The organism is Halioglobus sp. HI00S01 (assembly GCF_001635445.1).
In the GTDB taxonomy this organism is placed as follows: domain Bacteria; phylum Pseudomonadota; class Gammaproteobacteria; order Pseudomonadales; family Halieaceae; genus Halioglobus; species Halioglobus japonicus.
Window position 1 is genome coordinate 77,813 of sequence record NZ_LWEE01000010.1, and the last position, 26,152, is coordinate 103,964.

Consider the following 26,152-nt stretch of genomic DNA (forward strand, 5'->3'; position numbering starts at 1 on the left):
ACAATGACTGATACTTTTGACGACCCCCTGGCGGGCACCGAACTGGACACCCTGGCCGTGCGAGCGGGTATTGCCCGCACCCACGAGGGCGAGCACTCCGAGCCCATTTTTACGACCTCCAGCTACGTTTTCGGCAGCGCCGCCGAGGCCGCGGCTCGTTTTGGTGGTGAGGAAGCGGGTAACGTCTACTCGCGCTATACCAATCCCACAGTTCGCACGTTTGAACAGCGCATAGCGGCACTCGAAGGCGGTGAAGCTGCGGTAGGCACCGCCTCGGGAATGGCGGCGATACTGTCGACAGCGATGGCACTTCTCAAGGCGGGTGATCATGTTGTGTGTTCGCGCGACGTTTTCGGCACCACGACCAATCTGTTTGGCAAGTATCTGGCGAAGTTTGGCATTGAGACCAGCTTCGTGCCCTTGCTTGATACCGTAGCCTGGGAGGCGGCAATCCGCCCCGACACTGCGATGCTGTTCATGGAAACGCCTTCCAATCCGCTGTGTGAAGTGGCGGATCTGAACTACTTCTCGCAATTGGCGAAAGCGAATAATTGCCTGTTGGTCGTAGATAACTGTTTCTGCACTCCGGCACTGCAGCAGCCTATTGCCCTGGGTGCCGATATTGTCATGCACTCGGCCACCAAGTACCTGGATGGTCAGGGGCGTTGTGTTGGCGGCGCAGTGGTTGGACGAAGTGAGCATATGGCGGAGGTAGAGACATTTCTGCGTACCTGCGGCCCGACCATGAGTGCGTTTAACGCCTGGGTATTCCTGAAAGGATTGGAAACGCTGCGACTGCGTATGCAGGCACACTGCGATTCGGCCCTGACCCTGGCCCGCTGGCTGCGCGAGCAACCTGAAGTGGAACGCGTTTACTACGCCGGACTGGAAGATCACCCGGGCCACGCCCTGGCCCGACAGCAGCAGCGAGCCTTTGGCGGTGTGCTGTCATTCCAGGTGAAGGGCGGTCGCGAGCAGGCCTGGCAGTGTATCGACGGTACCCGCATTCTGTCGCTAACGGCTAACCTGGGTGACGCCAAAACCACCATAGTGCATCCGGCAACGACTACCCATGGGCGGCTTACCGACGAGCAGCGCGAGTTGGCAGGTATCGGCCAAAACCTGATTCGGGTCTCGGTGGGTCTGGAGGATGTGGCAGATATCCAGGCCGATTTGCGGCGGGGTTTTGACGCCATACTCGCATAACCCACAACGCGGAAAACAATAATGCATATTCAGGGAGTGATCGATAAGGCCGTTGCCGAAGTAGGGCAGATGTTGCTGGGTAAGGAACCACAGATACGTCTCGCCCTGTGTTGCCTGTTTGCTCGAGGGCATTTGCTCCTCGAAGATCTTCCCGGCATGGGTAAAACCACACTGTCGCACGCCCTCGCGGATGTGTTGGGCCTGTCCTGGAAGCGGGTACAGTTCACCAGTGACCTACTGCCAGCGGACATCCTCGGTGTGTCGGTTTATAACCGCGACGATGCGTCGTTCAGCTTCCATCCTGGGCCGGTCTTTACCCAGTTACTGCTGGCCGACGAAATCAACCGCACCACGCCGCGCACCCAGAGTGCACTGCTCGAAGCGATGGCAGAGGGGCAGGTGACTGTCGAGGGCGAAACCCGTCCCTTGCCCGAACCGTTTTTCGTGATTGCCACCCAGAACCCCATTCATCAATCCGGTACCTATCCGCTGCCTGAATCCCAGCTCGACCGCTTTCTTATGCGTCTGGAGTTGGGCTATCCCCATCCGCAAGCGGAGCGGGAGATGTTTCAGCGCAATGCGGCCGAGGTACAGTCGCTGACTCAGGTTGTGAGCCCCGAGCAGCTCACGGCGATTCGTGAGGCTGTGGCCAATGTGCACGCATCGGATAATCTGCTCGACTACCTGCAACGCCTGTTGGCCTATACCCGCCAGAGCCCTGAGTTCGAAGTAGGCTTGTCGCCTCGCGGTGGCCTGGCATTGCTCGACAGTGCGCGCACCTGGGCGGTCATGCACGATCGAGGCCATGTGGTGCCCGAAGATCTGCAAATGGTGCTACCCGCAGTCGCCGGTCACCGGCTGGTGCCCAGTGGCGATTACGCCGGTGACGGCGCGGCGCTGGTGGATCTCATGCTGCGCAACGTCGACGTTATCCGCAACTGATTCCGCCAATGGCCGGCGCAGCGGGAACAGGCTCTAATCCAGGTATTCGCGCCCGCCTGCGGCAGCGTTTCCGGGAGTGGATTAATCGGCGGATTCCGCCGTCAAGATCTGTGGTCCTGGACCAGAAGCGCCTGTTTATTTTTCCGTCCGGAGTCGGGTTCTTCTTTGGTCTTTGCCTGTTGGTCATGCTGCTGGCGGCGATTAACTTTCAGAACAACCTCAGCTATGGCCTGACTTTTCTGCTCGCGACCCTGTTTGTGTTGGCTGTCCTGCATACGTTTGCGAATCTGTCCGGGTTGGAGATACAGGCAATACGCGCCAGGCCCGCCTTCCCAGGGCAGCAAACTGAATTTGAGTTGCGTGTGTCGCGCACCAAGAAACGCGAATACTTCGGCGTATTTTTCCGCTTTGAACAGGGGTCGAGTGCGCGCCTGAATCTGGTGGACGAAGACAGCGGTAGCATCCACCTGATGGCTCCGGTGGAGACACGCGGATGGCATCACCCAGGCAGATTGCGTATCGAGTCGACCTATCCACTAGGCCTGGTGCGTTGTTGGACCTGGATTGATCTCGATTTACATGCGCTTGTCTACCCTCGGCCGCTGCCCAGTGCCGAACTGCCTGGCCTGGCCACAGATCAGCCGGACGGTGCAGTTATGCCGGTGGCAGGGTCCGATGACTTCTTCGGTTTTCGCGACTATCGGGAAGGCGATTCATTGCGGCAAATCCACTGGAAAGGCCTGGCACGCGGCGGCAAGGTGCAGACCAAGCAATACACGGCCTATGCCGATCGCAGTGTGTGGTTGGACTGGGAGATGTTCCCCGGCCTCGGCACAGAGCAGCGTTTGTCCCACCTGTGCTACTGGGCGCTGGAATTTGATCGGCAGGGGCAGGAGTATGGCCTGCGTCTCCCGGACCTGAACATTGCGCCGGACGTCGGTGAACGTCACCGCGAACGTATTCTGCAGGCGCTGGCGCTGTTTGGTATCGAGGGTGGCCCCTCGTGAAGCTCGAGCAACAGATTCCGCGCAATGCGTTGGTATGGATTGTACTGGCGCTGTTTCTGCTGGTAGCGCCCCACGTGCAGCGTGTTCCCATCTGGGTGGTGCTGGTGTTTGTGGCGGCAGCCGGCTGGCGCATTATGGTGTATCGCGGTGTGTGGTCGTTCCCTCGCTGGCCAGTCAAGCTGGGGCTGATTCTGGCTGCTTTTGCGGGCATTTTATTCAGTTTCCGCACCATCGTTGGCCTAGAACCGACGGTGGCGCTGTTGCTCACTGCGTTTGCGCTCAAGCTGCTGGAGTTGTCAGAGCGCAAAGATGCGTATGTGCTCTTGTTCCTGGGCTACTTTGTGATTTTGACGGTGTTCCTGTTCAGCCAGGACATCCTAGTGGTCCTGCTCTGCCTGTTTAACACCGTGGTGGTGACCGCCGCGCTGGTCGCACTGCACAGGCCGGGGGAAGATCGCTTTACGTTCCGTCCCCTGCGGCTGTCGACGGTGATGCTGGCGCAATCCATTCCGCTGATGCTGGTGCTGTTTTTCCTTTTTCCCCGCATAGGGCCTCTGTGGACCGTACCCATTAAGAGCCAGGCCGCGCGCACGGGGATGTCGGATTTTATGAAGCCGGGGGATGTGTCGCGCCTGAGCCGCTCCGGGGACGTGGCATTCCGGGTGCAGTTTGAGGGCGACGTGCCTGCACAGGATCAATTGTACTGGCGCGGTATTGTCATGAGCCGGCTGCGCGGCGGTGCCTGGAGCAGTCTCAGTCACTTTGCGGCGCCGCCGGATGAGCGCAAACCGGTCGAGCCGGAACTTGTCGGTGACTCACTGCGTTACTCGATTATCATGGAGCCCACCCAGCAGCATTGGGTGTACAGCCTGCGCTATGGTCGTTCGAACGACAGTGGCATTGTGAACGCGGCGGACTATCGATTGTTCCGCATGACAGAGATCGAGGACGACTACTTCTACGAAGTGCAGACCTGGCCCGATGCACAGCTTGAGCCGACTCTATCCGAGTGGCGCAGAGAGGTCGAACTGCGTCTGCCCGGCGACAACAATCCGCGCATGCGGGCACTCGCCAGGGAGATGGCCAGTGCTTCCGGTGGCAGTCGTGAAATTGTCGACCAGGCACTGGCGCTGTTTGCCAATGAGCCCTTTGTGTACACATTAAGCCCGCCGCTGTTGCCTGAGCAGGATTCTATCGACGCGTTCTTGTTCGGTACCCGCTCGGGTTTTTGTGAACACTATGCCTCTGCCTTTGTGCACCTGATGCGCGCGGCGGGTGTGCCGGCGCGGGTCGTGGCCGGCTATCAGGGCGGCGAGATCAATCCGGTTAATGGCACTGTTATTGTCCACCAGTTTGACGCCCATGCCTGGGCGGAAGTCTGGCATGAGGGCGAGGGCTGGGTGCGGGTGGATCCGACAGCTGCTGTATCCCCCGAGCGTATCGAGCTTGGGCTCGAGGAGGCGCTGTCGGGCGAGGGGTCTTTTCTTGCTGATTCACCGCTGTCGCCGCTGCGGTTTCGCGGGGTGAACTGGGTAAACCAGTTGCGCCTGCGCTACGACGCGATTACCTACCGCTGGCAGAGCTGGGTGACCGGCTTCGACAGTGATCGGCAGTACCAGTTACTGAGCAACTGGTTCGGCGAATTCAGCGCACAGAAGTTCGCGCTGGTGCTGCTCGGGGCCGGTGTGCTGGTGTTTGCGCCGGTGGTGATTACCCTGATGTTGCAACGCAAAACCGTGCAACAGCGCGAAATGGACAGGCTATACCTCAAGTTCTGTGAGCGCTTGGCCAGAATGGGTGTGGAGCGCGGTGCCGGAGAAGGGCCGGATCAGTATGCGCGACGGGCATCGGCGCAGTTGCCGCGGTTGGCCGAGCAGATTGGCGAGGTGAACAGAGTGTATCAGGCGCTGGCCTATGCACCGGCCGCACAAGAGGCGCGCGGGCTGCAGCAACTGGCGAGCGCTATTAAGCGAGTGAATTGATGATTAGAGATGTCAGTCATGCCGACGCAGCCGCTTTGGCCGCGATCTACAACCACTATATCGAGAACACAGTAGCGACGTTCGAAGAGGATGCCCTGACGGAAGCGGCGTTCGTTCAGCGTATTGACGCTGTGCTTGACGCCGGGTTTCCCTGGTTGGTGCTGGAGGAGGGCGGCGAGCTGCTTGGCTACGCCTATGCGGCGCGTTTCAAGGAGCGTGTCGCCTATCGGTATTCAGTGGAGAGCACGGTATATCTCAAACCTGGTGTCACAGGCGGCGGGCGAGGCACGGCGCTCTATGAGGCGCTCTTTGCGCGCCTGCAGCCGTTAGGTATCCATGCGGTTATCGGTGGCATTACCCTGCCAAACCCTGCCAGCGTGGCCTTGCATGAAAAGCTCGGCATGGAGCAGGTAGCCCACTTTCCGGAAGTGGGCTTTAAGCAGGGGAAGTGGCTGGACGTCGGTTACTGGCAGCTAAACTTTGAGAGTACGTAACCGCTGCGGGGCGAAAAATTCCCGGCCAAGACTTGCTGGTAGGTCTGGGCGATAGCCTCGCGACCTTCGCTGGCATCAATCTCCATCCAGCCGCCGGCGAAATCACAGAAGGCCTGCCATTGGTCTGCCAGGTGTTGGGCAAAGCGCTCGCCACCCCATTCGCTAATCCGTTTCTCAGCCTGGTGGGGCGCAAAAAACATCACCGGATCCGGGCCCGGCATATCCGGGCCTGCGCCAGCGCGTTGGTCCCAATGGGACGCACCCACCAGGCAGGAGTAGCGCAGCGAATCTCCCAGTTGTTCATGGAGAGTACGCAACAGCGTGCCGTCGCCGGCAAAGTCTACAATGGCGCTGGGGGTCTGGTTGCCCAGTGTCGCCGCCTCGTCGTAGGTAACTACCCGGTCGTAACAGTCAAGGGATTCCACAAACGCTTTATTACGCGCTGAGGTGAGCCCGACAATGACATAGTCTGCATCGCGATTCGCGCGGTTGTGCTGTAAACAGAAGGCCATGCCGATCGCCGTTTTGCTCGACGCGCTGGTCAGGTGCAGTTCGCGGGCGCCAAACATGGCCTGGTCGGCAAAGAAATCATCCAGCAGGAAGGACGTCGTAAACAGCGGGCGCAGGAGCATTTGCACTGCTTCCCTGTCTGCGTCGTACAGCGCGTCACTGGACGTACGCAGGTACTGGTTATAAATCACTGGCAGGCTGCGGCGATGTTCTGCGTTGTCGGTGAAACTGGTGTCGGACACCTGGGCTGGCTCCACCAGCAGGTGCGAGGCCAGCGGGTAGAAGCCGTAGAACCGTTCCCCAACCTCTATGCCGTCGCAGTTGGAGGCGACCACGTCCGCGAAGCCCCATACCGGCACAATGCCGCTGCCGGCTGGCGCAGGAAAAAACGCCCAGTACTGCAGGGCGTCGCCGAACGCCGCATAAGTAATGTTATTCGCGGTGAGGGCGAAGTTGTCAATGGCGAGCAGTACCTGGCCATCGGCAGGGCTGGGGAGCGCCTCGCTGTGCCACTTCACATCGTCCAGTTGGTCGCGGTTAATCAGCAAGCGTTGGCGCTCATTCATGGTGTTTACTCTACGTTAAAAGTCAGGCCGGCGTGTGCGCCGAGGCGGGTGATGAGTTTATCACCGAGGGCGGAGGCTGGTGTCCACATGCCACCAGCGGTTTCGACATTGTCGAACGCCAGGGTCAGGGCTGCCTCGGAAATCATTCGCGAGGTGGAGCCATAGCCGGGGTCGCGATCACCGGCGACCGAGACCTTGACCGTGTCGCCTGCGTCATTTTCACCGACGAACAACAGATCGAAATTGCCCGCCACCTGTTCTTCGCGGCTGGGGCCCTCGCCGGGCTGGGGTGTATCTCCCTTGCCAGTGAGGGAAGGAACGGCCATGGCATTGGCGATCTTCTCGCCTTTCTCACCCGGGCCGGTCAACAGCATTTCTGAATAGGTGAAGTCCTCGCCGTAGCTGTAGCCCTGCACGAAGTTCGACCGGTGTACGTTGGGAATGTTGATCACCGCCATGACGAACGGCGCTGCCCAACTGCCGAGGCCCTCGTCGTAGCTGGGCTTGTGGCTGGAGGGCTGCTTGGGGCCATCAAATCCGGGATTCGCGAGGCCATAAGGGTTTTTGAGCAACGCACCCACGGCGGGATCTTTCATGGCTGCACCCATGGTGGCCTGCATGCTCGCTACCGTGCCGCCCGAAGCGCCGCCGTTCATGGCGCGGACACGACCGCGCACGTGGGGCAGGGGCTTGCCCAATTGCGCGGTGGCCTGCTGCTGCAGGAAGTGTACGCCGAGGTCCGAGGGGATAGAGTCAAAGCCGCAGGAGAATACGATGCGTGCTCCGGAGGCCTGGGCTGCTGCCTGGTGTTGGTCGATCATCTCACGCATCCAGTTGGGTTCGCCGCAGAGATCGACGTAGTCTGTGCCGTTGCTTGCACAGGCCTGCACTAACTGTGAGCCGTACATCTGGTAGGGGCCCACGGAAGTGAGAATGACTTTAGTGCGCGCCGCCAGGGCATTCATGGCGTCCTGGTCTGCGGAGTCGGCGGCGATGACGGGTACGTCGGCGGGCAGGCCAGACTCAGCGACGACTGCGGCAATCTTGTCGGCGTTCCGTCCTGCTAGAGCCCAGCGTAGACCGGTTTCCTCAGCCGCTCGTGTGGCCATGTATTCAGCGATGAGTTGGCCGGTAAAACCGCTGGCGCCATAGATGATGACGTCAAATTCTCGATTGTCTTTCATGGAGATCAGGATCCTGTTGATGCCAGCGCGAGGCCGGCTTGAATGAGCAGGGCGATAGTGGCTATCAGCCCCAGAAAAAAGAAGTGCGTACGCGGGCTTGGATTCCTCTCCGTGGCGATCCCGTAGTAGAGCGCCATATGGGTGATACGGGCAAGCGCGTACACCCAGACCCAGATGCCGACCCAGTTCGCGCCTGCGCCGGCGACAATCGCCAGCAAGGCAGCGCCGAGCAGGGCGGGCGTGTTATCGACGGAGTTGGCAAAGGTGCGGTTGGCGCGAAATACAAATGAGGCGTGGCTCAGGGCGCTATCCATTTTGCCGGGAACAGCGCCGGGTTGTTTGGCTTTACTGACAGCCGCCACCAGCATCTGGGTGACCAGGGTGACAACGACAATAAGCAGGCCCAGCAGGGCCAGGTGGTAGGTCTCGGCAATGGGCATGAGAGCGCACTCTGGGTGAATGTGGTGCGATAATAAAAGAGCGAGCGCTCGCTCGTCAACAGGTTTTCCGGTATAGTCGCCCGGTATTACAAGGATGAAGGGAGCTATCCGCCGATGCAGGCAGACCGTTCAAAGGCTGGCGACTGGCCTAACCATCAAAGCTACGAGGCGTTCAGGGCCACGCTGCCGCTGAACGAAGAGAATGTTTACCAGTATTTCTTTAAAGCGAATTGTGACCGGATCAAGGTGCGCAGTGAGACCCAGGCGCTGCCCAAGCTGAAGCTCATCGTGGAGGCGATCTTTGAGATGTCGGCCAACCGCGGTTTTCACGCCATGTCCACCCGCGACCTGTGCGACGCCACGGGGATTAGCATGGGCGGCATATACAACTACATCGGCAGTAAAGATCAGTTTTCGTCGATGCTCATCGAGTTTGTAGGGCAGACCTTTACCGAGGTGAACCGCGCGTTGCTGCCGCCAGAGGAGGCGCGTCACGCGCGTCTGGAGGCCCATGTCCGGGCGCAGATATTCATGACCGAATTGTTCCGCCCCTGGTACTTCTTTGTGTTTATGGAGACCAAGAACGCGCCTGTGGAACAAAAAGGCCAGGTCAAGGAAGTAGAGCAAGTGTTGGTGGAATCACTGGCCTCTATGATTGAAGCGGGTGTAAAGGAGGGTGATTACGATTGTGCATCGCCGCGGCTGGTGGCGGCCATGGTGCTGGCGGTGGTGGATGACTGGTACCTGAAGCCCTGGTACTTCCGCAGTGCCGGCACGGATGTGACGGCCTTTGCAGATTATGTCATAGATGCGTTGAATCGATTGATAGGACACAGGGGATAGAGGCATACCACTGAACTCGCAACTCCCGTGTATTGGCCTGGAGGCCCACGAGTGAACTACATCAAACCACTATCGGTGTTTTTGTTGGGCTGGCTTTTGCTCCTCGTGACTCCGCCGTTATCTTCCATCGCCTGGGTGAATGTATTGACTCAGCTGGCACTATTCATTCCCGTTGTGTGCATACCGCCTGGCGTGCGGGGCGAATCTCTTATGTAGATATCGGCTGGCCCTGGGGGGTGGTAGTTATTGGGGTGATCGTGCTGGCGATGAGCGAGCACCTGAATATCCGTACTCTGGCTGTCAGCGCGATTTATCTGTTTATCGGTTTGCGTATGGTTTTTTTCGCATTGCGCATGTGGCGCGATGGCCACATCGATGTTGAATTGCCGCGCTACAAATACCAGCAACGCCGCTGGGAGAAGGCTGGCATTACTAACATTCCACTGATCCGGCAGGTGGAAGTGCTGGTGCAGGCGCTGGCGAATGCCTCCTTCCTGGCATTACCTGCATTTGTCATGTGGCTGAATCCCTATCCGGCGATCCATCCACTCGAGTGGGTTGCGTTGCTGCTGTGGATAGCTGCGTTTGCCATGGAGAGCGTGGCGGATATGCAGAAAAAGGCCTTCATCAAACGCCCCCAGGCATCAGGGGACAACCTCGCTGTCTGTAACGTGGGCCTCTGGCGCTATAGCCGCCACCCCAACTACTTTGCGGAATGGATGGTGTGAAATGTCTGATGCTGGCGGCGCTGCCGTCCTGGTGGGCGCTGTATGGTGAGTTGGATATGGTGATCTGGGTATTGCTGGGATTGGGGCTGATGTTCACCTCCCGATGTATGTACGTCACGCTCGTGCACTATACCGGTGCCAAGCCTGCTGAGTATTACTCGGTGCAGAAGCGGCCAGGTTGCGCCGCCTATCAGCTGCAGACCAATCAGTTCTTCCCCGGGCCAAGTCGCGCCGGCGGTGGCGTTGAGGCGGGCCCCGCGTGATCTCGCAGAGGACAGTCAACACTCATTGAATGGCGCTAGAATATGGTCAAAATAACATGTGACCCACTGTGCTCCGAGGGCAAAGATTAACACTGGAGTTCATTTTGAAGCGTCATTTTTCCCGTCTTGTGGGCATAGGCTCGCTGCCATTCCTGGCCGCCGCCTCAGGAATGGCTTCGGCCGATACTCAATTCGTCGACCCCGCAAATACCTGTGGTGGCAATGCCAACTGCCATGTGGACATTCAATCGGCGGTGATCGCCGTTTCGCTGCCTGCAGATATCCGCATTTATCCAGGTACCTATAATGAGTTGATTGACCTGGATTTAATGAATGGCGGCCCCCCGGGGGCAATTAGCTTCCAGGCGCTGGACGGTGCGGGTAATCCTGCTGTGGGTGCCGTGACGAAAGGGTGGGACCGATCAAGCCATTGCGGGCAGTCCTATTACCGGCGACTTCTCCGCGGCCGGCCTGATAGTGCAGGCGCCGGGTGACGAGGGCATCGATATCAGCATCGAGGGCGATGTTACGTTAACGGACATCATCGCAAATGACACGGATGGTCACGGTATCCTGGTGGAATTGTCGGGCAACGGTTCCGATTTTATGGGTGACCGCCTGACTGTCAACAATAATGGTGAAAACAATATCGAGGCGTCCCCCGAGCAGATTGTTGGCGGCAGATCCCACAACATCACCCTGCGAAATTCCAGCGCGGATGGTAACGACAGTGGTGTAGGTATTCGCTTTGGCTTTGATCAGGAAACAAGCGAGAACATTGCCGCCAACATTACTATTGATAATGTCACCGTCAGTAATAGTGAGGGGGATGGCTTGCTGAAGCGAGCGACCAATGGCATTGCTCGGGTATCTAACGTCACTGCGTCCGACAACGGCAGTGATGGTATTGATATTGAAGACGCCAATGAGGCATACGTCACTGGTGTTCGCGCCCAAGATAATGATCAGTCTCCTTCTGATGACAGCGGCCTGGAGATTGATGGTCGTTTTGTTGTCGAGAGTAATAACTCGGTCTTCACCGGTCATCCGGATGGTCCTGGTATCGAACTGGATGGATGGTGTGGCGGAGATCTGCCCGAGAAGGCCGCGCGCATGGTGATCTGGGGTGTCGAGGTGAGTGGCAATGGCGTGGGGATGCGTTTTGACTCGGGTGATGCCATGTCGGAAATGTTTGTGTCCTCATCCAATATTTTCGGTAACACCACCGCGGGCATACAAATAGACGCGCTTAACGAAGATCTGCAGGACGGCCTGGTTGTCGACGCCAAGGGTAACTGGTGGGGCAATGCCCCCGGCCCGACGCACCCGAGCAAAAATCCTGATGGTACGGGTGATGCCGCGGCCGATGCGAGCAATGTGATCGATAGCTCCTCCGGCGATATTCTGTTGTCCGGCTTCCTCAGTGCGCCGATTCGCAACCTGGCGGGTGCGGTACGACCTGATTTGCCGACGCCGGTGCCAGCACTGCCTTTGGTCTGCTTTGGCTGAGTGTTCTGGCATTGGCCGGGGTGGGCGCGCGGAGATTGCGTCGCTAGCGTTAGCTTTCCGTCTGACTTTTATACATCACAAAAAAAGGCCCGCTTCGCAAGAAGCGGGCCTTTTTGTTGCTCAACAGAGCGTGAAGGCGATTAGCCGTTCACGATCTTGATCGGTGCTGCCTCGACGGTGAGCTCTTCCTTGGGCGGCTCGAAGTCGGTCAGGTTAATGCCATTAACGGCTGCCTTGTACTCTTCGATGGTTGGCGTACGGCCGAGCACGGTGGAGAGCACGACGACCGGGGTAGAGGAGAGCAGCGACTCACCTTTCTTCTCGTCGCTGTCTTCTACCACACGACCCTGGAACAGGCGAGTGGAGGTGGCCATCACGGTGTCACCTTTCTCTGCCTTCTCCTGGTTACCCATGCACAGGTTGCATCCCGGGCGTTCCAGGTACATGACGTTGTCGTACTTGGTGCGGGCGTCCTGCTTGGGATTGTCGTCGTCGAACTGGAAGCCAGCGTATTTAGACAGAATGTCCCAGTCGCCTTCGGCCTTGAGCTCGTCAACAATGTTGTAGGTCGGCGGTGCGATTACCAGCGGTGCTTTGAACTCTACGCTACCGTTGGCGGCTTCGATATTGCGCAGCATCTGGGCGATGATCTGCATGTCGCCTTTGTGCACCATGCAGGAACCCACAAAGCCGAGGTCTACCTTGGTGTTGCCGCCGTAATAGGAGATCGGACGAATAGTGTCGTGCGTGTAGCGCTTGGACACGTCTTCGTTGTTTACGTCCGGGTCGGCAATCATGGGCTCGTCGATGACGTCCAGGTCGACCACGACTTCGGCGTAGTATTCGGCGCTATTGTCAGGTGCCAGCGGCGGTACGTCGCCACTCTGGATTTCGGCAATGCGCTTTTCGGCGAGCTTGACCAGGCCGGCGAGGGTCTGTGCAGCGTTATCCATACCCTTGTCGATCATGATCTGGATACGGCCCTTGGCGATCTCCAGGGACTCAACCAGGGTCTCATCGTTGGAAATACAGATAGAGGCCTTGGCCTTCATCTCTGCGGTCCAGTCGGTAAAGGTAAAGGCCTGGTCGGACAACAGGGTACCGATGTGAACTTCGATTACACGGCCCTGGAAGACGTTTTCGCCGAACTGCTTCAGCATCTGCGCCTGGGTGGCGTGTACCACGTCACGGAAGTCCATGTATTCCTTCATGTGGCCTTTGAAGGTCACTTTGACGGACTCAGGGATTGGCATGGTGGCTTCACCTGTCGCCAATGCCAGAGCCACGGTGCCGGAGTCGGCGCCGAAGGCAACGCCTTTGGACATACGGGTGTGCGAGTCACCGCCGATGATGATGGCGCGATCGTCAACGGTCAGGTCGTTCAGAACCTTGTGGATCACGTCGGTCATGGCGTGGTAAACGCCCTTGGGATCGCGTGCAGTGATAAGGCCGAACTTGTTCATAAAGGCCATCAGGCGGGGGATGTTGGCCTGGGCTTTCTTGTCCCATACAGAGGCGGTGTGACAGCCGGACTGGTAGGCGCCATCAACGCTGGGTGAGATCACGGTGGCCGCCATCGCTTCCAGTTCCTGGGAAGTCATCAGGCCGGTGGTGTCCTGGGAACCGACGATGTTCACTTTGACGCGCACGTCAGAGCCGGCGTGCAGCGGGTCAGTAGCGGTGACGCCAACAGCGTTGCGGTTGAAGATTTTCTCAACGGCAGTGAGGCCCTGGCCTTCGTGGCAGATTTCCTTGGAGGGGGCGAAGACTGCGGGAGCTTCAACACCCAGAGTCTCGGCGGCGAAGTTCTGCAGCTTCTTGCCGAAAACTACTGCGTAGGAACCGCCGGCTTTCATGAACTCGACTTTCTGCGGCGTGAACGCGGCAGATACGTCGACCAGTTCCTGGTCGCCGTTGTAGAGCTTTTTCTCTTTGGTGTTAATGGTCAGCACCGTGCCGGTTTCAACGGAGTAGGCCTGCTCTAGTACCGCGTCGCCGTTCTCGTCGGTCACAGTGTTGCCGTCGGCGTCGGTCTTCTTCACCCAGTTTTTGAGGTCCAGACCGATACCGCCGGTCACGCCAACGGTCGTCAGGAAGATGGGTGAAATGCCATTGGTACCGGCAACCACTGGAGCAATGTTCACAAAGGGTACGTAGGGGCTGGCCTGCTTACCGGCCCACAGGGCGACGTTGTTCACGCCGGACATGCGCGAGGAACCCACGCCCATGGTGCCTTTCTCGGCGATCAGCATTACCTTGGCGTTGGGGTGCTTGGCCTGCAGGTCCTTGATCTCTGCCTGCGCTTCGGGGGTGATCATGCACTGGCCGTGCAGTTCACGGTCAGAGCGCGAGTGCGCCTGGTTGCCGGGGGAGAGCAGGTCGGTGGAGATATCACCTTCGGCAGCGATGTAGGTAACCACATCGATCTTCTCATCGATGTCAGGCAGCTTGGTGAAGAACTCCGCCGCGGCGTAGCTTTCGAGAATGTCTTTGGCGATGGCGTTACCATCTTTGTAGGCCGCTTCCAGACGGTCGGTGTCTGCTTCGTACAGGAAGACCTGGGTCTTCAGGACTTCAGCTGCTGGCTTGTTGACGGCGTCGTCGCCGGACAGGGCCAGGTCGAGCAGGACTTCAACAGAAGGACCGCCTTTCATGTGTGACAGCAGTTCGAAGGCGAACTCGGGAGCGATTTCTGCAACGTCTGCTTCGCCCAGGATGATTTCCTTGAGGAACTTGGCCTTTACGCCAGCGGCGCTGGTGGTGCCGGGCAGGGTGTTGTAGATAAAGAAGTTCAGGGACGCTTCGCGATGTTCATTGCCAGTGTCCTTGATCTGGGCGATGATCTCAGACAGCAGGTCAGCGCTGTCGATCGGCTTCGGGTGCAGGCCCAGTTCGTTTTTCCGGGTTTCGATTTCTGCCAGATATTCAGAATACAAACTCATGGTGTAGAGCTCCTCTATCGGGTGGTGACAGCCGCGTGCCTGGGGGTAGGGGCAGACGGCCACTGTGGAGTAAAAATCGGCGCGAAGTATATAACAGAGGGCATATAATTTAAATGAATCAAGTTCTATATCGTGCATTCACCAAGGTGATACCGTACACTCGCTGCCCTTTAGAGTAGTCGTTTCCGTCCATGTTGCAGCCCCCCGTCAAAACCCCCTGTATTGGAGTCTGTTCCACCGGCATTGGTGACAGTGTGTGCCGCGGTTGCAAGCGCTTCAGTCACGAAGTGATTCACTGGAACAGTTACTCCCAGGACCAGAAGCGTATTGTCGATGAGCGCCTTGCTGACTTCCTGTCCCAGTGTGTCAGCAATAAGTTACAGGTTGCTGACAAGGCGCTGCTCAAATGGCAGCTCGAGGTGCAGAATGTGCGATTCACTGAGCACCATGACGAATACTGCTGGCTGTTCAGTCTACTGAAAGCCGGCGCCGGGCAGATCGAGACTCCGCAGGATTTCGGCTTCGAGGTGAACCTGCCCTGGCGCGAGACCCCGCTGCCAGTGCTGCGCGACCAGATCGACGCCGAATTCCTGCTACTCTCCCAGGCCCACTACGACCGCTACATCGCGGTCCCCGACTTATTTGGAGGGTCAGGCCGCTAACGCCTCCGAAAACCCTGGGGTCAGGTCTCATTTTTCTCAGACAACTTAGAAAAATGAGACCTGACCCCAGGGTTGTCTGAGAAAAATGAGACCTGACCCCAAGGTGTTTGGATGAGCAAAACGGTTGATATCAGTCATATTCTCGAGTTTCTGGCGTGTCCTACGCCCCGGGCGTGGGTGGAGTGGGCGCTGGAGAATCCTGAGATTATGTTGGTGGACCACGCCAACTGTGAGAAGAAGGCGGCGGGTACGGCGCTGAACCTCATGTATCGGTATGTGGACAATCATAAGTTGCTGAACAAGCTGTCACGGCTGGCGCGGGAAGAGCTGCGTCACTTTGAGCAGGTCATCGCCATTATGAAGAAGAGGGACGTGGACTATCCGCAGATATCTGCCGCTCGCTATGCCGGGTCGCTGCGCAAGCACGTGCGCGGTAATGAACCAGGGCGGCTGGTGGATACCCTGTTGGTGGGAGCCATTATTGAGGCGCGCTCCTGCGAGCGTTTTGCTTGTATTGCGCCCGAGCTCGATGAGGAGTTAGGGAGCTTTTACACCTCGCTGCTGAAGTCGGAGTCGCGTCACTTTACCGACTACCTAAAGCTGGCCGAGGAGGCCTCTTCTGCGGAAGAGGTGGCTGAGCGCCTCGACGTGTTGCTGGCTGCTGAGCGAGAGTTGGTCGAGTCAGCGGATGAGGAATTTCGCTTTCACAGCGGGGTGCCTGCTTAGCTACTTATAGCTTTAATATGTGGCTATAAATTATTGATTAATATCGAAATCAATAAGTTCAATTGAGTCTGATCTGGCGTCTATGTACCAGCCCGACGCTTCCCAGTCCCCCAGTACAATACGCTCGCCGTTCGCCACCTGATGGCGCGCGGGGCGGTGTGTATGGCCGTGTATCAGTCGGCTGACGCTGGCCTCAACCATGATCTTGTCCACCTCGATCGGGGTGACATCCATAATGTCCTCGGCCTTGTTGGAATTGCCTTCGCTGCTGGCAGCGCGGATATGCGCGGCGATCGCGCGGCGCTCGTCCAGGGGCTTGGACAGGATTTCGTCCCGCCAGGCCGGGCTGCGTGCCATTGCGCGAAACTGCATGTATTCCTCATCCAGGGTGCACAGGCTGTCGCCGTGCATGAGCAGGGTGGGGGTGCCATAAAGTTCAATCAGGGTGGGGTCGGGCAATAACTGGCCGCCACAGGCGGTGGCGAAGTCGTCGCCGAGCAGGAAGTCGCGGTTGCCGTGTATGAAATACAGTGAGGGCCCGGCCTTGGTAAAGGCCTGGAAGCGGTCGCGCATCTCGGCAACCAGGGGGGCGTCATCGTCGTCACCGACCCAGACTTCGAACAAGTCGCCGAGAATATAGAGCGCGTCGCAGTCGGTGTTGTGGTCGAGGAACGCCGCCAGGGCCCGAATGACATCGGGCCTGGCAGGGTCCAGGTGTAAGTCAGATATGAAGAGCGTGCGCTGCACTTAGCCTTCAACAACTTCCACGGATTCAATGATGACCGGATCAACCGGCACATCCTGATGGCCGCCGGCGGAACCGGTGGGTACGGCGCGGATCTTGTCCAGCACTTCGGAGCCTTCAGTGATCTTGCCAAATACGGCATAGCCCCAGCCCTGCATGTTCTTGCCGGAGTGGTTGAGGAAGTCGTTGTCTTTCACATTGATGAAAAACTGTGCTGTGGCGGAGTGAGGGTCCATTGTGCGGGCCATAGCAATGGTGCCGAAGTCGTTCTTCAGGCCATTGTCGGCTTCGTTTTCGATGGGCTCGCCCGTGGATTTTTGCTGCATGTCGGCATCAAAGCCGCCACCCTGGATCATGAAGTTATCGATGACACGGTGAAAGATGGTGCCGTCGTAGAAGCCGTCACGGGCGTAGGAGATGAAGTTCTCGACGGTCTTGGGCGCCTTCTCTGCGTCCAGTTCGAGTTTGATTTCGCCAAAAGTGGTGCGAATGATGACCATAGTTCTTCCCTGTGGGTGTATGTTCTTGCGGGCTGGCAATAATACGGGCTTTTTGTTGCCCGCGAAACCGCGGCGCAGCCTAACTTCGGTGAAATTGCCAAGCGCACCCCAAAGCCCCAGCCTGAGCCTATTAGCGCAGCCTTTTCGTGGCTATAATATGCGCCCTTTTAATTTCCAGACCTGACTGACTTTATGGACAATACCCCTGCAAGCAACTTTCTGCAGAACATTATCGCCGAGGATTTCGACGCTGGCCGAGTGACCGAGGTGGTCACCCGCTTCCCGCCGGAGCCCAACGGCTACCTGCATATCGGGCATGCCAAGTCGATTAGCGTGAACTTCGGCCTGGCCGAGGCCAATGGCGGCCGCTGCAACCTGCGCTTTGACGATACCAACCCGGAGAAAGAAAGCCAGGAGTTCATCGAGTCTATCCAGTCAGATGTCGAGTGGCTGGGCTATCGCTGGGACGGCGACGTCCGCTTCGCGTCCTCCTACTTTCAGCAGTTGTATGACTGGGCTGTACATCTGGTAGAGCAGGGCAAAGCCTATGTGTGTGACCTGAACGCCGAACAGGCCCGGGAATATCGTGGCACCTTGACTGAGCCCGGCAAAAACAGCCCCTACCGCGATCGTACCGTCGAAGAAAACCTCGACCTGCTGGCGCGCATGAAGGCGGGTGAGTTCGATGAAGGCGCTAAAGTACTGCGCGCCAAGATCGATATGGCCTCGCCGAACATGAACATGCGCGACCCGATCATGTACCGCATTCGCAAGGTGGCCCATCATCAGACCGGCACTGACTGGGTGATTTACCCTACCTATGATTTCGCCCATGGCCAGGAAGACGCGATCGAGGGTGTTACCCATTCAGTATGTACCCTGGAGTTTGAGGATCATCGCCCGCTGTACGAGTGGTTTATCGACAACCTGCCTGTGGCAAGCCACCCGCGCCAGTTCGAATTCGGCCGTCTCAACCCCAGCTATACCGTGACCAGCAAGCGCAAGCTCAAGCAGCTGGTGGACGAGGGCGTTGTCGCTGGCTGGGACGATCCGCGGATGCCGACCATTTCCGGTATGCGCCGTCGCGGCTATTCCCCTGCGGCCCTGCGCAAGTTCTGCGAGATGATTGGCACGACCCGTAAAGACGGTGTTGTTGATGTCGCCATGCTCGAATTCGCTGTGCGCGAAGATCTCAATGAGAACGCCCCGCGTGCTATGGCCGTGCTCAACCCGCTCAAAGTGGTGCTGACCGACTACCCCGAGGACAAGGTCGAGGAACTCACTGCGCCCAATCACCCGTCACGTGAAGATCTGGGCGAGCGAGTTGTGCCGTTTACCCGTGAGGTCTACATTGATGCAGATGACTTCCGCGAAGAGGCCAACAAGAAATACAAGCGCCTGGTGCTGGGCAAACGCGTGCGCCTGCGAAACGCCTATGTTATCGAAGCGGATGAGGTGGTGAAGGACGATGCGGGCAACATTGTTGAAGTGCATGCCCATACCATTCCCAATACGATTGGTGAAAACCCCGAAGACGGCGTGAAACCCAAGGGCGTGATCCAGTGGGTGTCTGCCGCCCACGGTGTGCCCGCGGAGGTTCGCGTCTACGACCGCCTGTTTAACCACGAAGCCCCTGACAAGGGTGACAGCAACTACATGGATCACATCAACCCGGAGTCGCTGAGCGTGACTACCCATGCAGTGCTGGAGCCCTCGCTGGCCAAGGCCGAAGCAGAGCAGGGCTTCCAGTTTGAGCGCGAGGGATACTTTGTGGCTGATCGTTTCGATCACAGCAGTGATAAGCCCGTGTTCAATAAAACCATTGGCCTGCGCGACACCTGGAACGGATAACACCTATGAGCCTGAAGATCTACAACACCATGGCCGGCGAAAAGCAGGTCTTTGAGCCACTCGTACCTGACACAGTTACCATGTACGTGTGTGGCCCCACGGTTTACAACCTTGCACATATCGGCAATGCGCGCCCGGTGGTGGTGTTCGACACCTTGTTCCGCCTGCTGCAAACTCACTACGGCACGGTAACTTACGCTCGCAATATCACCGACGTCGACGACAAGATTATTACCGCAGCCCACGAGGGCAATCGCAGTATTGATGAGGTTACCGAAGAGTTCACCGTCAAATACCGCGAAGACATGGCCCAGCTCAACGCCCTGCCGCCCACGCTGGAACCCCATGCCACGCACAACATCGAGCCCATGATCCGTCTCATCCAGACGCTAGTGGAGAAGGGCCATGCCTACGAGTCGCAGGGGCACGTATTGTTTGCCGTGGAATCCATGGAAGATTACGGCAAGCTCTCCGGCCGTTCCCTGGACGACATGCTCGCCGGTGCTCGGGTTGAGGTGGCGGACTACAAGCGTCATCCCGGCGATTTCGTACTGTGGAAACCAGCCGATGACGCCGACCCGGGGTGGGACAGCCCCTGGGGCCGAGGAAGACCCGGCTGGCACCTGGAGTGCTCTGCAATGATTCGCGAGCACCTGGGCGAAACCATCGACATCCACGGCGGGGGTCGCGACCTGATCTTCCCGCACCACGAGAATGAGATCGCCCAGAGCCGCTGTGCCCACGGCGGTGACTACGTCAATTACTGGATGCACAATGCCTACCTGGATATCGACGGTGAGAAGATGTCCAAGTCGCTGGGCAATTTCCGCACTGTGCGCGATCTGCTGGACAGTTATCGCGGTGAGGTGCTGCGGTTTGCGCTGCTGTCTGCGCATTACCGCTCACCGCTGAACTTCTCTGCAGAATTGCTCGACCAGGCCCAATCCACACTCGATAGCTTGTACAGCACCCTGCGTGAAGTCGCCGACATCGAACTTGAAATGGATGTGCCGCTGGCGGATGAAGCCTTCTACGCTGCGCTCAACGACGACCTGAATACCCCCGTGGCCATCGCCGAAATTCACGCCCTGGCCAAGGCATTGAACAAGGCCACGGACGCCGACAAGCCGGCGCTCAAGGCACGCATCATCGCCGCGGGTAACCTGTTGGGTATTCTGGGGCAGGACCCGGAGGAGTGGCTGCAGGCCGGTGGCGCCGATGGCGACATTTCAGCGGAAGATATTGAAGTGTTGATCGATGAGCGCGCTGCCGCGAAAAAGAACCGCGATTTTGCACGTGCCGATGAGATTCGTGAATCCCTGCTGGCGCAGGGTGTGGTACTGGAAGATTCCCGCGAGGGAACCAAGTGGAAGCGGGGCTAAGTCCCGGACAAATTAGGCCCCGGTTGAAAACAGGAGCGGCCGCAACCGCTCCTGCCATCAGTTAGCCCAGGCTTTTCTCGCCAGACTCCACGCTCTGATAAATCAGCGTATTAATGGTCATTGGGCCAACGCCGCCGGGCACGGGGGTGTAGGCAGAGGCCTTCTCGGTCAGCGCTGACAGTTCGATATCGCCCAGGCCGCCCGGGTGGTAGCCGGCGTCGACCACCACAGCACCTTCTTTTACCCAATCCGCTTTGATGAACTCGGGCTTGCCCACGGCGCCCACAAGGATGTCTGCCTGGGCGACCAGCGACGGCAGGTCCTGGGTACGCGAGTGGCAAATGGTCACGGTGGCGTTCTTCTGCAGTAGCATCATGGCCATGGGCTTGCCCAGAATGGGAGAGCGGCCGACGACCACAGCGTGCTTGCCTTCAATATCTATGTTGTAGTGTTCGAGGATGCGCATAATGCCTTGGGGGGTGGCGCAGCCGTAGGCCTCTTCACCCATGGCCATGCGACCAAAACCCAGGCAGGTTACACCGTCGACATCTTTGGCCAGGGAAATGGCATCAAAGCAGGCGCGTTCGTCGATCTGGGCAGGCACCGGGTGCTGCAGCAGAATGCCGTGAACATCCGGGTTGTTGTTGAGCTCGTCGATCTTGGCCAGCAGCTCCTCAGTGGTGGTGGAGGAGGGCATTTCCACCGCGAGGGAGTCCATGCCTACCCGGCGACAGGCGTTGCCTTTCATCTTCACATAGGTGGCCGAAGCGGGGTCATCACCCACCAGAATAGTTGCCAGAATCGGTGTCTGCCCGCCAGACTTTTCCTTCAACTGCTCCACACGGGCAAGCAGTTCTGCCTCAGTTTCGGCAGCCAGGGTTTTACCATCGAGTACAAGTGCGGACATGGGTGAGATTCCTCAAAGCGTAAAGCGGCGCATTGTCCCACGATCGATGTAAAAACTGTAGTAAAATCATCGCCGTTGGCGTTGACGCTTACCCACCGGGTGAGTATGATGCGCCCTCCTGAAAACAGGGCGGGTTATCCGCACTGTGGAATTGTCGGGGTATAGCGCAGTCTGGTAGCGCGCCTGCTTTGGGAGCAGGATGTCGGGAGTTCGAATCTCTCTACCCCGACCACTTTTTTATTCTACTTGTTCTACTTCTCTAGAACTGTGTAGCACCGTAGGGCACCGACAGCCCTTTTTTTAGCATGCGTCTGGCTACTCTGCTTGCGCATGGTATATCTCACTCCAGTGCTGGAGAGTTCTAGGTAGAGCGTATGGGTGCCTGAGAGCTGGTGCCTAATAGGGTGGATGTAGAGAGTTCGATAAAGCTACAAAGCCCGTCACTTCACGCTTATTCTAGATAGTCCTGATACGTCTAATGTTTTTCATAGCCTGCCATTTCTTTGTGGCTAGGACTTACTCTTGCTAATCAGCCGGTCAATGGCGCGAGTATTGTAGTAAATGGTTTTGGACCCCTCAGGCCAAAACTTGTAATGCCTATTGAGCTTTATGTGACCGCCCATACGAAGCTTTTTCAGGGTGTTCACATTATGCCCAGTAAGTTCCATGTACTTGTGTGCTCTGACCCAATTAGGAAGATGATCAATATCCGCATGCTTCTCTCGTTCCATCTACGATCTCCGTTTCATGTCCAATCTTAATTCCTTCCTCTAATCGAGCGGTGGAGCCTGAAAATCTGCGTACTTGAAATGATGACTATAGTCCGTCGACTATAGTCACGTCAAATTCCAGTATCTTCCTTTTCCGGGAGGGATTGGGTATGAAGCCTGAAACGGCGTTTGGACAAGTCCTGCGTTCCAAGCGAAGGGACAGGGGCTTGTCTCAAGAGCAGTTGGCCTTGCGAAGTGGATTGGATCGGACCTTCGTTTCTTTGTTAGAGCGAGGGTTAAGGCAGCCATCACTCACGTCCATATTATTGCTATCAAAAACTCTAGGGATTTCCGCAGCAGACATGGTTCAGGAAACGGCTGACTTAACGATTGGTCAATAAAATTAGAAATTATTAATGGGAGATGGGTGAAAGCTCACACATGGATTCGTGTATATCAGTAATGTAAAAATACGGAATTTTCGTTCTTTAGAGTCTCTGAGTGTCAGATTAGACAAGCTGAGTGTGCTCTGTGGCCCGAATAGCTCGGGTAAATCTAATATCTTGAGAGCTCTTACAATGGCTTTCAGCGATATCTCTCTCGACAGGAGGGTGGTCGGTGACTTTGTAAGGGAAAACCTGACGAGAACAAAAATTAATAGCTCTGCATCGATTCAGGTGGAGATTACTTTCACAGATGCCCCGGTCACCTTATTCAATTTGGTGAGCATTCCCCGCTCCAGGAACTTGGTATACAAATTCAAGCTAACAAAAGGCGGCACTGTTACTCGTAAACTTGGTGGAGTGGACCTTGATGACGCTGCCTTTAAGATTCTTTTAGAACGGTTTTCCGTGGTGTATGTGCCTACCATACGAGATTTGGATAATGAGGGACTAAAGCCATTTCTCGCGTTGTTTAAGAGGTCCATACAGACGGGGCATGGTGGCAGAGAGATGAAACAACATCTCGTTGAAATCAAGGCCACGTTATCGAAGAAAGCTTCATCTATTCTGGGTGAGCAGAAAAATCTTGTCCAAAGAATTCTTAACGCAAGGGCAATAGAGTTAAGTACCGATAGCATCAGATTAGACGATGTCTACAAAGACCTTAATCTTCAAATCAAAGACCACTCCAGACAAGTAATGCCGATGGAGTATCTGGGTACAGGTCACCAAAGCGCGGTGATAATTAACCTGTACAAGCAATTTGGAGAGAGTGCGCCTGGCAAGACTTTGTATTTGTTTGAGGAGCCTGATGCTCACCTGCATCCGCCAACGATACGAGCTATCGGCTCGCAGTTGGATGAAATATCAGAAAGCGCGCAAGTCCTCGTCTCCACTCATTCACCGATACTGCTTAGTCAACTTGGCTTGGATAGAGTTATCCATCTCAGAATGAATGGCGTTGATGGAACTGAAATTGCCCCCTCCGGCAATTTGGGAATGACGCAATCACAGTTGAATCATCGTTTATTGAAATATGGTCTTAGAGTTACGGAGGCCTTATTTTCCAAGCTTGTAATATTGGTAGAGGGTGGGACGGATGCTGTCGTCATAGGACGTTTACTTGAGCTGAGGTCAGGGAAGTCTTCAGACCAAATGGACTTTTTGATAACCCCAGCCGGTGGCAAGGAAAACATCGTCGACATAGCGAATATTTTGGAAAGCCTCGGGGTTAAGTGGATTGCGATTTTCGACTTTGATGCCGCGCTCACTACTAGCGCAGTACCACTTACTCATGGAGGTATTTCAGCCCCAGAAGATATCGAGGTGGTTGAAGCTATTGATACCATGCTCGCCGACATAGATGATCGTCAAAAAAGGGGACGTAACGCAAGAACTCAGCTAACCCTTCTTCGAAATGAAATTGAGGAGGGGCCACCTGAACTTGCTTTTTATGAGAACTCGACACTGCAGAAGTTGATGGAGAGTGTTCTTAATATTTCGGCCAGAACTGCAGCTACGCTCAAGTCAGCGATACGAAACAAGAGAGTTACAATGCTTCGGAAAATCCTGGGTTCGCGCGGTGTCTGGTTGATGCGCCCGGATCTTGAATACACATTGATTGGAAGTCGAGGAAGGAACCTACCAATTATAGATCCCATCCTGCGGGGAAATGGAATGCTCAATACTCGTTCTGGAGAGCCGAGCTATGAGCGAGCAGTTGTTAATGCATTGCATCGGTTAGCGAACGAGCCTGAGCTCTTGGTTGCGGTGGTTGATGCGGTAGATGGTGGAGGTGGTTTTAACCGAAGCGATATCAATATGGCGGTGCGTTCGATTCTTGAAGAGGCATGTTAGTCGAGCTACTCAAGCAGGGTTTTAGAGGGCTAAGCATAGCCACATGGGCTAGGTAAGCTTATCCCTCATTGGGGTAGAGAGATCGGCAGAAAATAAAGGCTTCTGTACGCTTCTAAGAATTCTAACTAATTCAGGCAGTTGTGAGACATTTTTTTTCGGAATTCGGCGGGTGACGCTTGATTCGTATCAAAACGCTGGTATTATGGCGCGGCCTGACTGAAGGGGTGGTGCCTAATTGGTACATGTTCTTTGCGGGGGTCGTTAAGTCTATGATTTTAAAGGATATGATCTAAAATTATAGAGTGTTCGAATCTCTCTACCCCGACCAACTTTTCCAGCCGCAATTTGGGCAAGTTGGTCGATTCAATCAGGGCCCACTGTGGTGGCCGTAGCTCATCAGGTAGAGCACCGGATTGTGGCTCCGGAGGTGGGGGGTTCGAGACCCCTCGGCCACCCCATTTATCCCCGCTCTTCTTTTTCCTTGTGATCCTTGTTTATATCTAACGCTGGCGACGTGGTTTTTTACAACCATTATGTGACCCATTGGTCACATAATACTATGCTGGCGAAAATAACATTCAGGGGAATTTCCGATGAGTCATATACCACTCTTGCTGCGCAACTGCCTAAGCGCGCCAGCAGGTCATGGAGAGGGGGGCGCACCGCCTGCCACGCTCGATTTTGAAAACCCGAAAGACAATCTCTATGCCTTTGGCAAGTTGTGGGCGACCTATGCCGATGCGCCGGTTTTCTCTGCATTTCACGGCACCATGTTAGGCATGATTGGGAGCCAGCGTCTCAAGCCGCTGTTCGGTTACACGGGTTTCGGTGGATTCCAGGCGTGACTGCTCGACAACGGCCACGTGCGCCTGCGCGGTAAGGAAATCGGTTATTTCGCCGACCTGGCCAGCGGCGATATCCTCGAGACCTGGGACAACCTCTACACCGGTGAGACCGTTGAGGTATTCAATTTCTCTAACGATCGGATTCTCGGCTGTTGCCAGCCCAGTTGCAGGGCGCGGCGCAGCCGTTGATGCCAGGGTTGCATCGGGCTGGCGCTGGCTGTGACGGTCGCCGTACGTTTCAGCCCGAACCAGGAGAGCAGGGACGAGGCGAAGGCAATGGCGGCCACTGTGTTCAGTGTCTGCTGGCCGGCCGCAATGGCATGGTTGCCTGATGAGTACCACCCCGGCAGGCGCGCCAGCACAAGCACCAGGAACAGGGCGCCCACGCCGATCGCAAATCCGGTCGCCCCGACAAACTTACCCCATGATTTCTCCTGGGGATAATCGGCCTGCAAGGTGGTGACCATGACGTTAATGGCGGCTACGCCCCATGCCATGCCCAGGCGCAGCAACAGCAGCTGTCATTCGCTCTCGACGTGACCGTAGATAGCAAAGCCCGCACCGAGAATGAGGAAGCCAATCGCAAACACGGCTCGTCTGTCAACGGTATCCACCAGCAGCCTGGCGACACCGCAGGCAAACAGCAGCATGAGTTCGCTCAGGAACACCAGGTTGCCGGTAATGGCACCTTGTTGGTCCTCGGGTATTTGCAGGTGCTCGGTGAGAATATAGGGTTGGATAAAGTTGATATAGTTATAGAGCGTAATACCGATAAAGGCCGCGTAGAAAAAGGTCAGCGCGTGGGCGGGCATGACATCCGGGGCGAGGTAGAAGGGGCCGAGCTTACTGCTGGGCATTATTATCTGCTCACAACGGTGGCTATATGATCACAAGCGTAGCTTTAGTAA

General features: G+C 56.7%; 26 protein-coding genes, 2 tRNA genes and 1 pseudogene. 20 read left to right on the top strand and 9 right to left on the bottom strand.

Going from position 1 to position 26,152, the window contains the following annotated elements; translation table 11 throughout:
- The first annotated feature begins 3 nt into the window (after positions 1-3).
- The 5 genes from A3709_RS02330 to A3709_RS02350 are packed head-to-tail and all read left to right on the top strand — an operon-like array spanning position 4 to position 5,631.
- Entirely contained in the window at positions 4-1,206 is a 1,203-nt protein-coding gene (locus A3709_RS02330; RefSeq protein ID WP_066049522.1) for an O-succinylhomoserine sulfhydrylase, read from the top strand.
- Between the two features lie 21 nt (positions 1,207-1,227).
- Positions 1,228-2,148: a MoxR family ATPase gene (locus tag A3709_RS02335; RefSeq protein WP_066049524.1), complete on the top strand. Its 921-nt coding sequence runs from the start codon at positions 1,228-1,230 to the stop codon at positions 2,146-2,148.
- A gap of 8 nt (positions 2,149-2,156) precedes the next feature.
- The gene (locus tag A3709_RS02340) at positions 2,157-3,155 is read left to right on the top strand and encodes a DUF58 domain-containing protein (RefSeq protein ID WP_066049527.1); all 999 of its coding nucleotides are present in this window, start codon (positions 2,157-2,159) and stop codon (positions 3,153-3,155) included.
- Positions 3,152-5,137: a DUF3488 and transglutaminase-like domain-containing protein gene (locus A3709_RS02345; protein WP_066049530.1), complete on the top strand. Its 1,986-nt coding sequence runs from the start codon at positions 3,152-3,154 to the stop codon at positions 5,135-5,137. The genes A3709_RS02340 and A3709_RS02345 overlap by 4 nt, the downstream gene beginning before the upstream one ends.
- The gene (locus tag A3709_RS02350; RefSeq protein WP_066049533.1) at positions 5,137-5,631 is read left to right on the top strand and encodes a GNAT family N-acetyltransferase; all 495 of its coding nucleotides are present in this window, start codon (positions 5,137-5,139) and stop codon (positions 5,629-5,631) included. The genes A3709_RS02345 and A3709_RS02350 overlap by 1 nt, the downstream gene beginning before the upstream one ends.
- On the opposite strand, the gene A3709_RS02355 is transcribed toward A3709_RS02350, so the two are convergent.
- The 3 genes from A3709_RS02355 to A3709_RS02365 are packed head-to-tail and all read right to left on the bottom strand — an operon-like array spanning position 5,601 to position 8,331.
- Positions 5,601-6,707 carry a DUF2855 family protein gene (locus A3709_RS02355; RefSeq protein ID WP_066049536.1) on the bottom strand — a complete coding sequence of 369 codons (1,107 nt, stop codon included), beginning with the start codon at positions 6,705-6,707 and terminating at the stop codon, positions 5,601-5,603. The two genes, A3709_RS02350 and A3709_RS02355, sit on opposite strands and share 31 nt — an antisense overlap.
- Positions 6,708-6,712: 5 nt before the next feature.
- On the bottom strand, positions 6,713-7,891 hold the full coding sequence (locus A3709_RS02360; protein ID WP_066049539.1) for a trans-acting enoyl reductase family protein: 1,179 nt from the start codon (positions 7,889-7,891) through the stop codon (positions 6,713-6,715).
- Between the two features lie 5 nt (positions 7,892-7,896).
- Entirely contained in the window at positions 7,897-8,331 is a 435-nt protein-coding gene (locus A3709_RS02365; protein ID WP_066049541.1) for an MAPEG family protein, read from the bottom strand.
- A gap of 114 nt (positions 8,332-8,445) precedes the next feature.
- On the opposite strand from A3709_RS02365, the gene A3709_RS02370 reads away from it, so the two are divergent.
- From A3709_RS02370 to A3709_RS02385, 5 genes are all read left to right on the top strand, one after another.
- On the top strand, positions 8,446-9,174 hold the full coding sequence (locus tag A3709_RS02370; RefSeq protein WP_066049544.1) for a TetR/AcrR family transcriptional regulator: 729 nt from the start codon (positions 8,446-8,448) through the stop codon (positions 9,172-9,174).
- A gap of 236 nt (positions 9,175-9,410) precedes the next feature.
- Positions 9,411-9,902 (top strand): DUF1295 domain-containing protein, encoded by a 492-nt coding sequence (locus tag A3709_RS24400; RefSeq protein WP_231871080.1) that lies wholly within the window; start codon positions 9,411-9,413, stop codon positions 9,900-9,902.
- Positions 9,899-10,165, top strand: a complete 267-nt coding sequence (locus A3709_RS24405; RefSeq protein WP_231871081.1) for a hypothetical protein — start codon at positions 9,899-9,901, stop codon at positions 10,163-10,165. The genes A3709_RS24400 and A3709_RS24405 overlap by 4 nt, the downstream gene beginning before the upstream one ends.
- 104 nt (positions 10,166-10,269) lie before the next feature.
- Positions 10,270-10,659, top strand: coding sequence for a hypothetical protein (locus tag A3709_RS02380; protein WP_156507538.1), 390 nt, complete (start codon positions 10,270-10,272; stop codon positions 10,657-10,659).
- Entirely contained in the window at positions 10,643-11,674 is a 1,032-nt protein-coding gene (locus tag A3709_RS02385; RefSeq protein WP_066049550.1) for a right-handed parallel beta-helix repeat-containing protein, read from the top strand. The genes A3709_RS02380 and A3709_RS02385 overlap by 17 nt, the downstream gene beginning before the upstream one ends.
- 140 nt (positions 11,675-11,814) lie before the next feature.
- Here the strand turns inward: A3709_RS02385 and A3709_RS02390 are convergent, their stop codons facing one another.
- Positions 11,815-14,616 (bottom strand): bifunctional aconitate hydratase 2/2-methylisocitrate dehydratase, encoded by a 2,802-nt coding sequence (locus tag A3709_RS02390; protein ID WP_066049553.1) that lies wholly within the window; start codon positions 14,614-14,616, stop codon positions 11,815-11,817.
- A 191-nt stretch (positions 14,617-14,807) separates the two neighbouring features.
- On the opposite strand from A3709_RS02390, the gene A3709_RS02395 reads away from it, so the two are divergent.
- Positions 14,808-15,278, top strand: coding sequence for a DUF1289 domain-containing protein (locus A3709_RS02395; RefSeq protein ID WP_066049555.1), 471 nt, complete (start codon positions 14,808-14,810; stop codon positions 15,276-15,278).
- Positions 15,279-15,389: 111 nt separating this feature from the next.
- Entirely contained in the window at positions 15,390-16,004 is a 615-nt protein-coding gene (locus A3709_RS02400) for a tRNA-(ms[2]io[6]A)-hydroxylase (RefSeq protein ID WP_066049557.1), read from the top strand.
- Positions 16,005-16,034: 30 nt separating this feature from the next.
- Here the strand turns inward: A3709_RS02400 and A3709_RS02405 are convergent, their stop codons facing one another.
- Complete coding sequence (locus tag A3709_RS02405; RefSeq protein ID WP_066049561.1) at positions 16,035-16,751, bottom strand: UDP-2,3-diacylglucosamine diphosphatase; 717 nt, start codon at positions 16,749-16,751, stop codon at positions 16,035-16,037.
- Positions 16,752-17,249 (bottom strand): peptidylprolyl isomerase, encoded by a 498-nt coding sequence (locus tag A3709_RS02410; protein WP_066049564.1) that lies wholly within the window; start codon positions 17,247-17,249, stop codon positions 16,752-16,754.
- A gap of 192 nt (positions 17,250-17,441) precedes the next feature.
- On the opposite strand from A3709_RS02410, the gene A3709_RS02415 reads away from it, so the two are divergent.
- Positions 17,442-19,100, top strand: a complete 1,659-nt coding sequence (locus A3709_RS02415; protein ID WP_066049567.1) for a glutamine--tRNA ligase/YqeY domain fusion protein — start codon at positions 17,442-17,444, stop codon at positions 19,098-19,100.
- 5 nt (positions 19,101-19,105) lie between these two features.
- On the top strand, positions 19,106-20,482 hold the full coding sequence (cysS, locus tag A3709_RS02420; protein ID WP_066049570.1) for a cysteine--tRNA ligase: 1,377 nt from the start codon (positions 19,106-19,108) through the stop codon (positions 20,480-20,482).
- Positions 20,483-20,543: 61 nt separating this feature from the next.
- Here the strand turns inward: cysS and folD are convergent, their stop codons facing one another.
- A complete protein-coding gene (folD, locus tag A3709_RS02425) occupies positions 20,544-21,389 on the bottom strand; it encodes a bifunctional methylenetetrahydrofolate dehydrogenase/methenyltetrahydrofolate cyclohydrolase FolD (RefSeq protein WP_066049573.1) in 846 nt (281 codons plus the stop codon).
- A 155-nt stretch (positions 21,390-21,544) separates the two neighbouring features.
- Between folD and A3709_RS02430 the strand changes: the two genes are divergently transcribed.
- From A3709_RS02430 to A3709_RS24935, 6 genes and pseudogenes are all read left to right on the top strand, one after another.
- Positions 21,545-21,621 (top strand) — tRNA-Pro (locus A3709_RS02430).
- A 648-nt stretch (positions 21,622-22,269) separates the two neighbouring features.
- A complete protein-coding gene (locus tag A3709_RS24930) occupies positions 22,270-22,500 on the top strand; it encodes a helix-turn-helix transcriptional regulator (protein WP_082849829.1) in 231 nt (76 codons plus the stop codon).
- 48 nt (positions 22,501-22,548) lie between these two features.
- The gene (locus A3709_RS02440) at positions 22,549-24,399 is read left to right on the top strand and encodes an ATP-dependent endonuclease (protein ID WP_082849830.1); all 1,851 of its coding nucleotides are present in this window, start codon (positions 22,549-22,551) and stop codon (positions 24,397-24,399) included.
- A 382-nt stretch (positions 24,400-24,781) separates the two neighbouring features.
- Positions 24,782-24,857 (top strand) — tRNA-His (locus A3709_RS02445).
- A gap of 135 nt (positions 24,858-24,992) precedes the next feature.
- On the top strand, positions 24,993-25,244 hold the full coding sequence (locus tag A3709_RS02450; RefSeq protein ID WP_066049582.1) for a hypothetical protein: 252 nt from the start codon (positions 24,993-24,995) through the stop codon (positions 25,242-25,244).
- Positions 25,245-25,262: 18 nt separating this feature from the next.
- Positions 25,263-25,331: pseudogene (locus tag A3709_RS24935) on the top strand (hypothetical protein); the annotation flags it as partial.
- An 8-nt stretch (positions 25,332-25,339) separates the two neighbouring features.
- Here the strand turns inward: A3709_RS24935 and A3709_RS24410 are convergent.
- Both A3709_RS24410 and A3709_RS02460 read right to left on the bottom strand, forming a co-directional pair.
- The gene (locus A3709_RS24410) at positions 25,340-25,741 is read right to left on the bottom strand and encodes a hypothetical protein (RefSeq protein ID WP_156507539.1); all 402 of its coding nucleotides are present in this window, start codon (positions 25,739-25,741) and stop codon (positions 25,340-25,342) included.
- Positions 25,742-25,765: 24 nt separating this feature from the next.
- On the bottom strand, positions 25,766-26,101 hold the full coding sequence (locus tag A3709_RS02460) for a hypothetical protein (protein ID WP_066049586.1): 336 nt from the start codon (positions 26,099-26,101) through the stop codon (positions 25,766-25,768).
- Between the last annotated feature and the right edge of the window lie 51 nt (positions 26,102-26,152).

Coding starts and splice junctions, on each gene's coding strand:
- A3709_RS02330 (WP_066049522.1), top strand. CDS start 4: ATGACTGATACTTTTGACGACCCCCTGGCGGGCACCGAACTGGACACC.
- A3709_RS02335 (WP_066049524.1), top strand. CDS start 1,228: ATGCATATTCAGGGAGTGATCGATAAGGCCGTTGCCGAAGTAGGGCAG.
- A3709_RS02340 (WP_066049527.1), top strand. CDS start 2,157: ATGGCCGGCGCAGCGGGAACAGGCTCTAATCCAGGTATTCGCGCCCGC.
- A3709_RS02350 (WP_066049533.1), top strand. CDS start 5,137: ATGATTAGAGATGTCAGTCATGCCGACGCAGCCGCTTTGGCCGCGATC.
- A3709_RS02355 (WP_066049536.1), bottom strand. CDS start 6,707: ATGAATGAGCGCCAACGCTTGCTGATTAACCGCGACCAACTGGACGAT.
- A3709_RS02360 (WP_066049539.1), bottom strand. CDS start 7,891: ATGAAAGACAATCGAGAATTTGACGTCATCATCTATGGCGCCAGCGGT.
- A3709_RS02365 (WP_066049541.1), bottom strand. CDS start 8,331: ATGCCCATTGCCGAGACCTACCACCTGGCCCTGCTGGGCCTGCTTATT.
- A3709_RS02370 (WP_066049544.1), top strand. CDS start 8,446: ATGCAGGCAGACCGTTCAAAGGCTGGCGACTGGCCTAACCATCAAAGC.
- A3709_RS02390 (WP_066049553.1), bottom strand. CDS start 14,616: ATGAGTTTGTATTCTGAATATCTGGCAGAAATCGAAACCCGGAAAAAC.
- A3709_RS02395 (WP_066049555.1), top strand. CDS start 14,808: ATGTTGCAGCCCCCCGTCAAAACCCCCTGTATTGGAGTCTGTTCCACC.
- A3709_RS02400 (WP_066049557.1), top strand. CDS start 15,390: ATGAGCAAAACGGTTGATATCAGTCATATTCTCGAGTTTCTGGCGTGT.
- A3709_RS02410 (WP_066049564.1), bottom strand. CDS start 17,249: ATGGTCATCATTCGCACCACTTTTGGCGAAATCAAACTCGAACTGGAC.
- A3709_RS02415 (WP_066049567.1), top strand. CDS start 17,442: ATGGACAATACCCCTGCAAGCAACTTTCTGCAGAACATTATCGCCGAG.
- cysS (WP_066049570.1), top strand. CDS start 19,106: ATGAGCCTGAAGATCTACAACACCATGGCCGGCGAAAAGCAGGTCTTT.
- folD (WP_066049573.1), bottom strand. CDS start 21,389: ATGTCCGCACTTGTACTCGATGGTAAAACCCTGGCTGCCGAAACTGAG.
- A3709_RS24930 (WP_082849829.1), top strand. CDS start 22,270: ATGAAGCCTGAAACGGCGTTTGGACAAGTCCTGCGTTCCAAGCGAAGG.
- A3709_RS02450 (WP_066049582.1), top strand. CDS start 24,993: ATGAGTCATATACCACTCTTGCTGCGCAACTGCCTAAGCGCGCCAGCA.
- A3709_RS24410 (WP_156507539.1), bottom strand. CDS start 25,741: ATGGCATGGGGCGTAGCCGCCATTAACGTCATGGTCACCACCTTGCAG.
- A3709_RS02460 (WP_066049586.1), bottom strand. CDS start 26,101: ATGCCCAGCAGTAAGCTCGGCCCCTTCTACCTCGCCCCGGATGTCATG.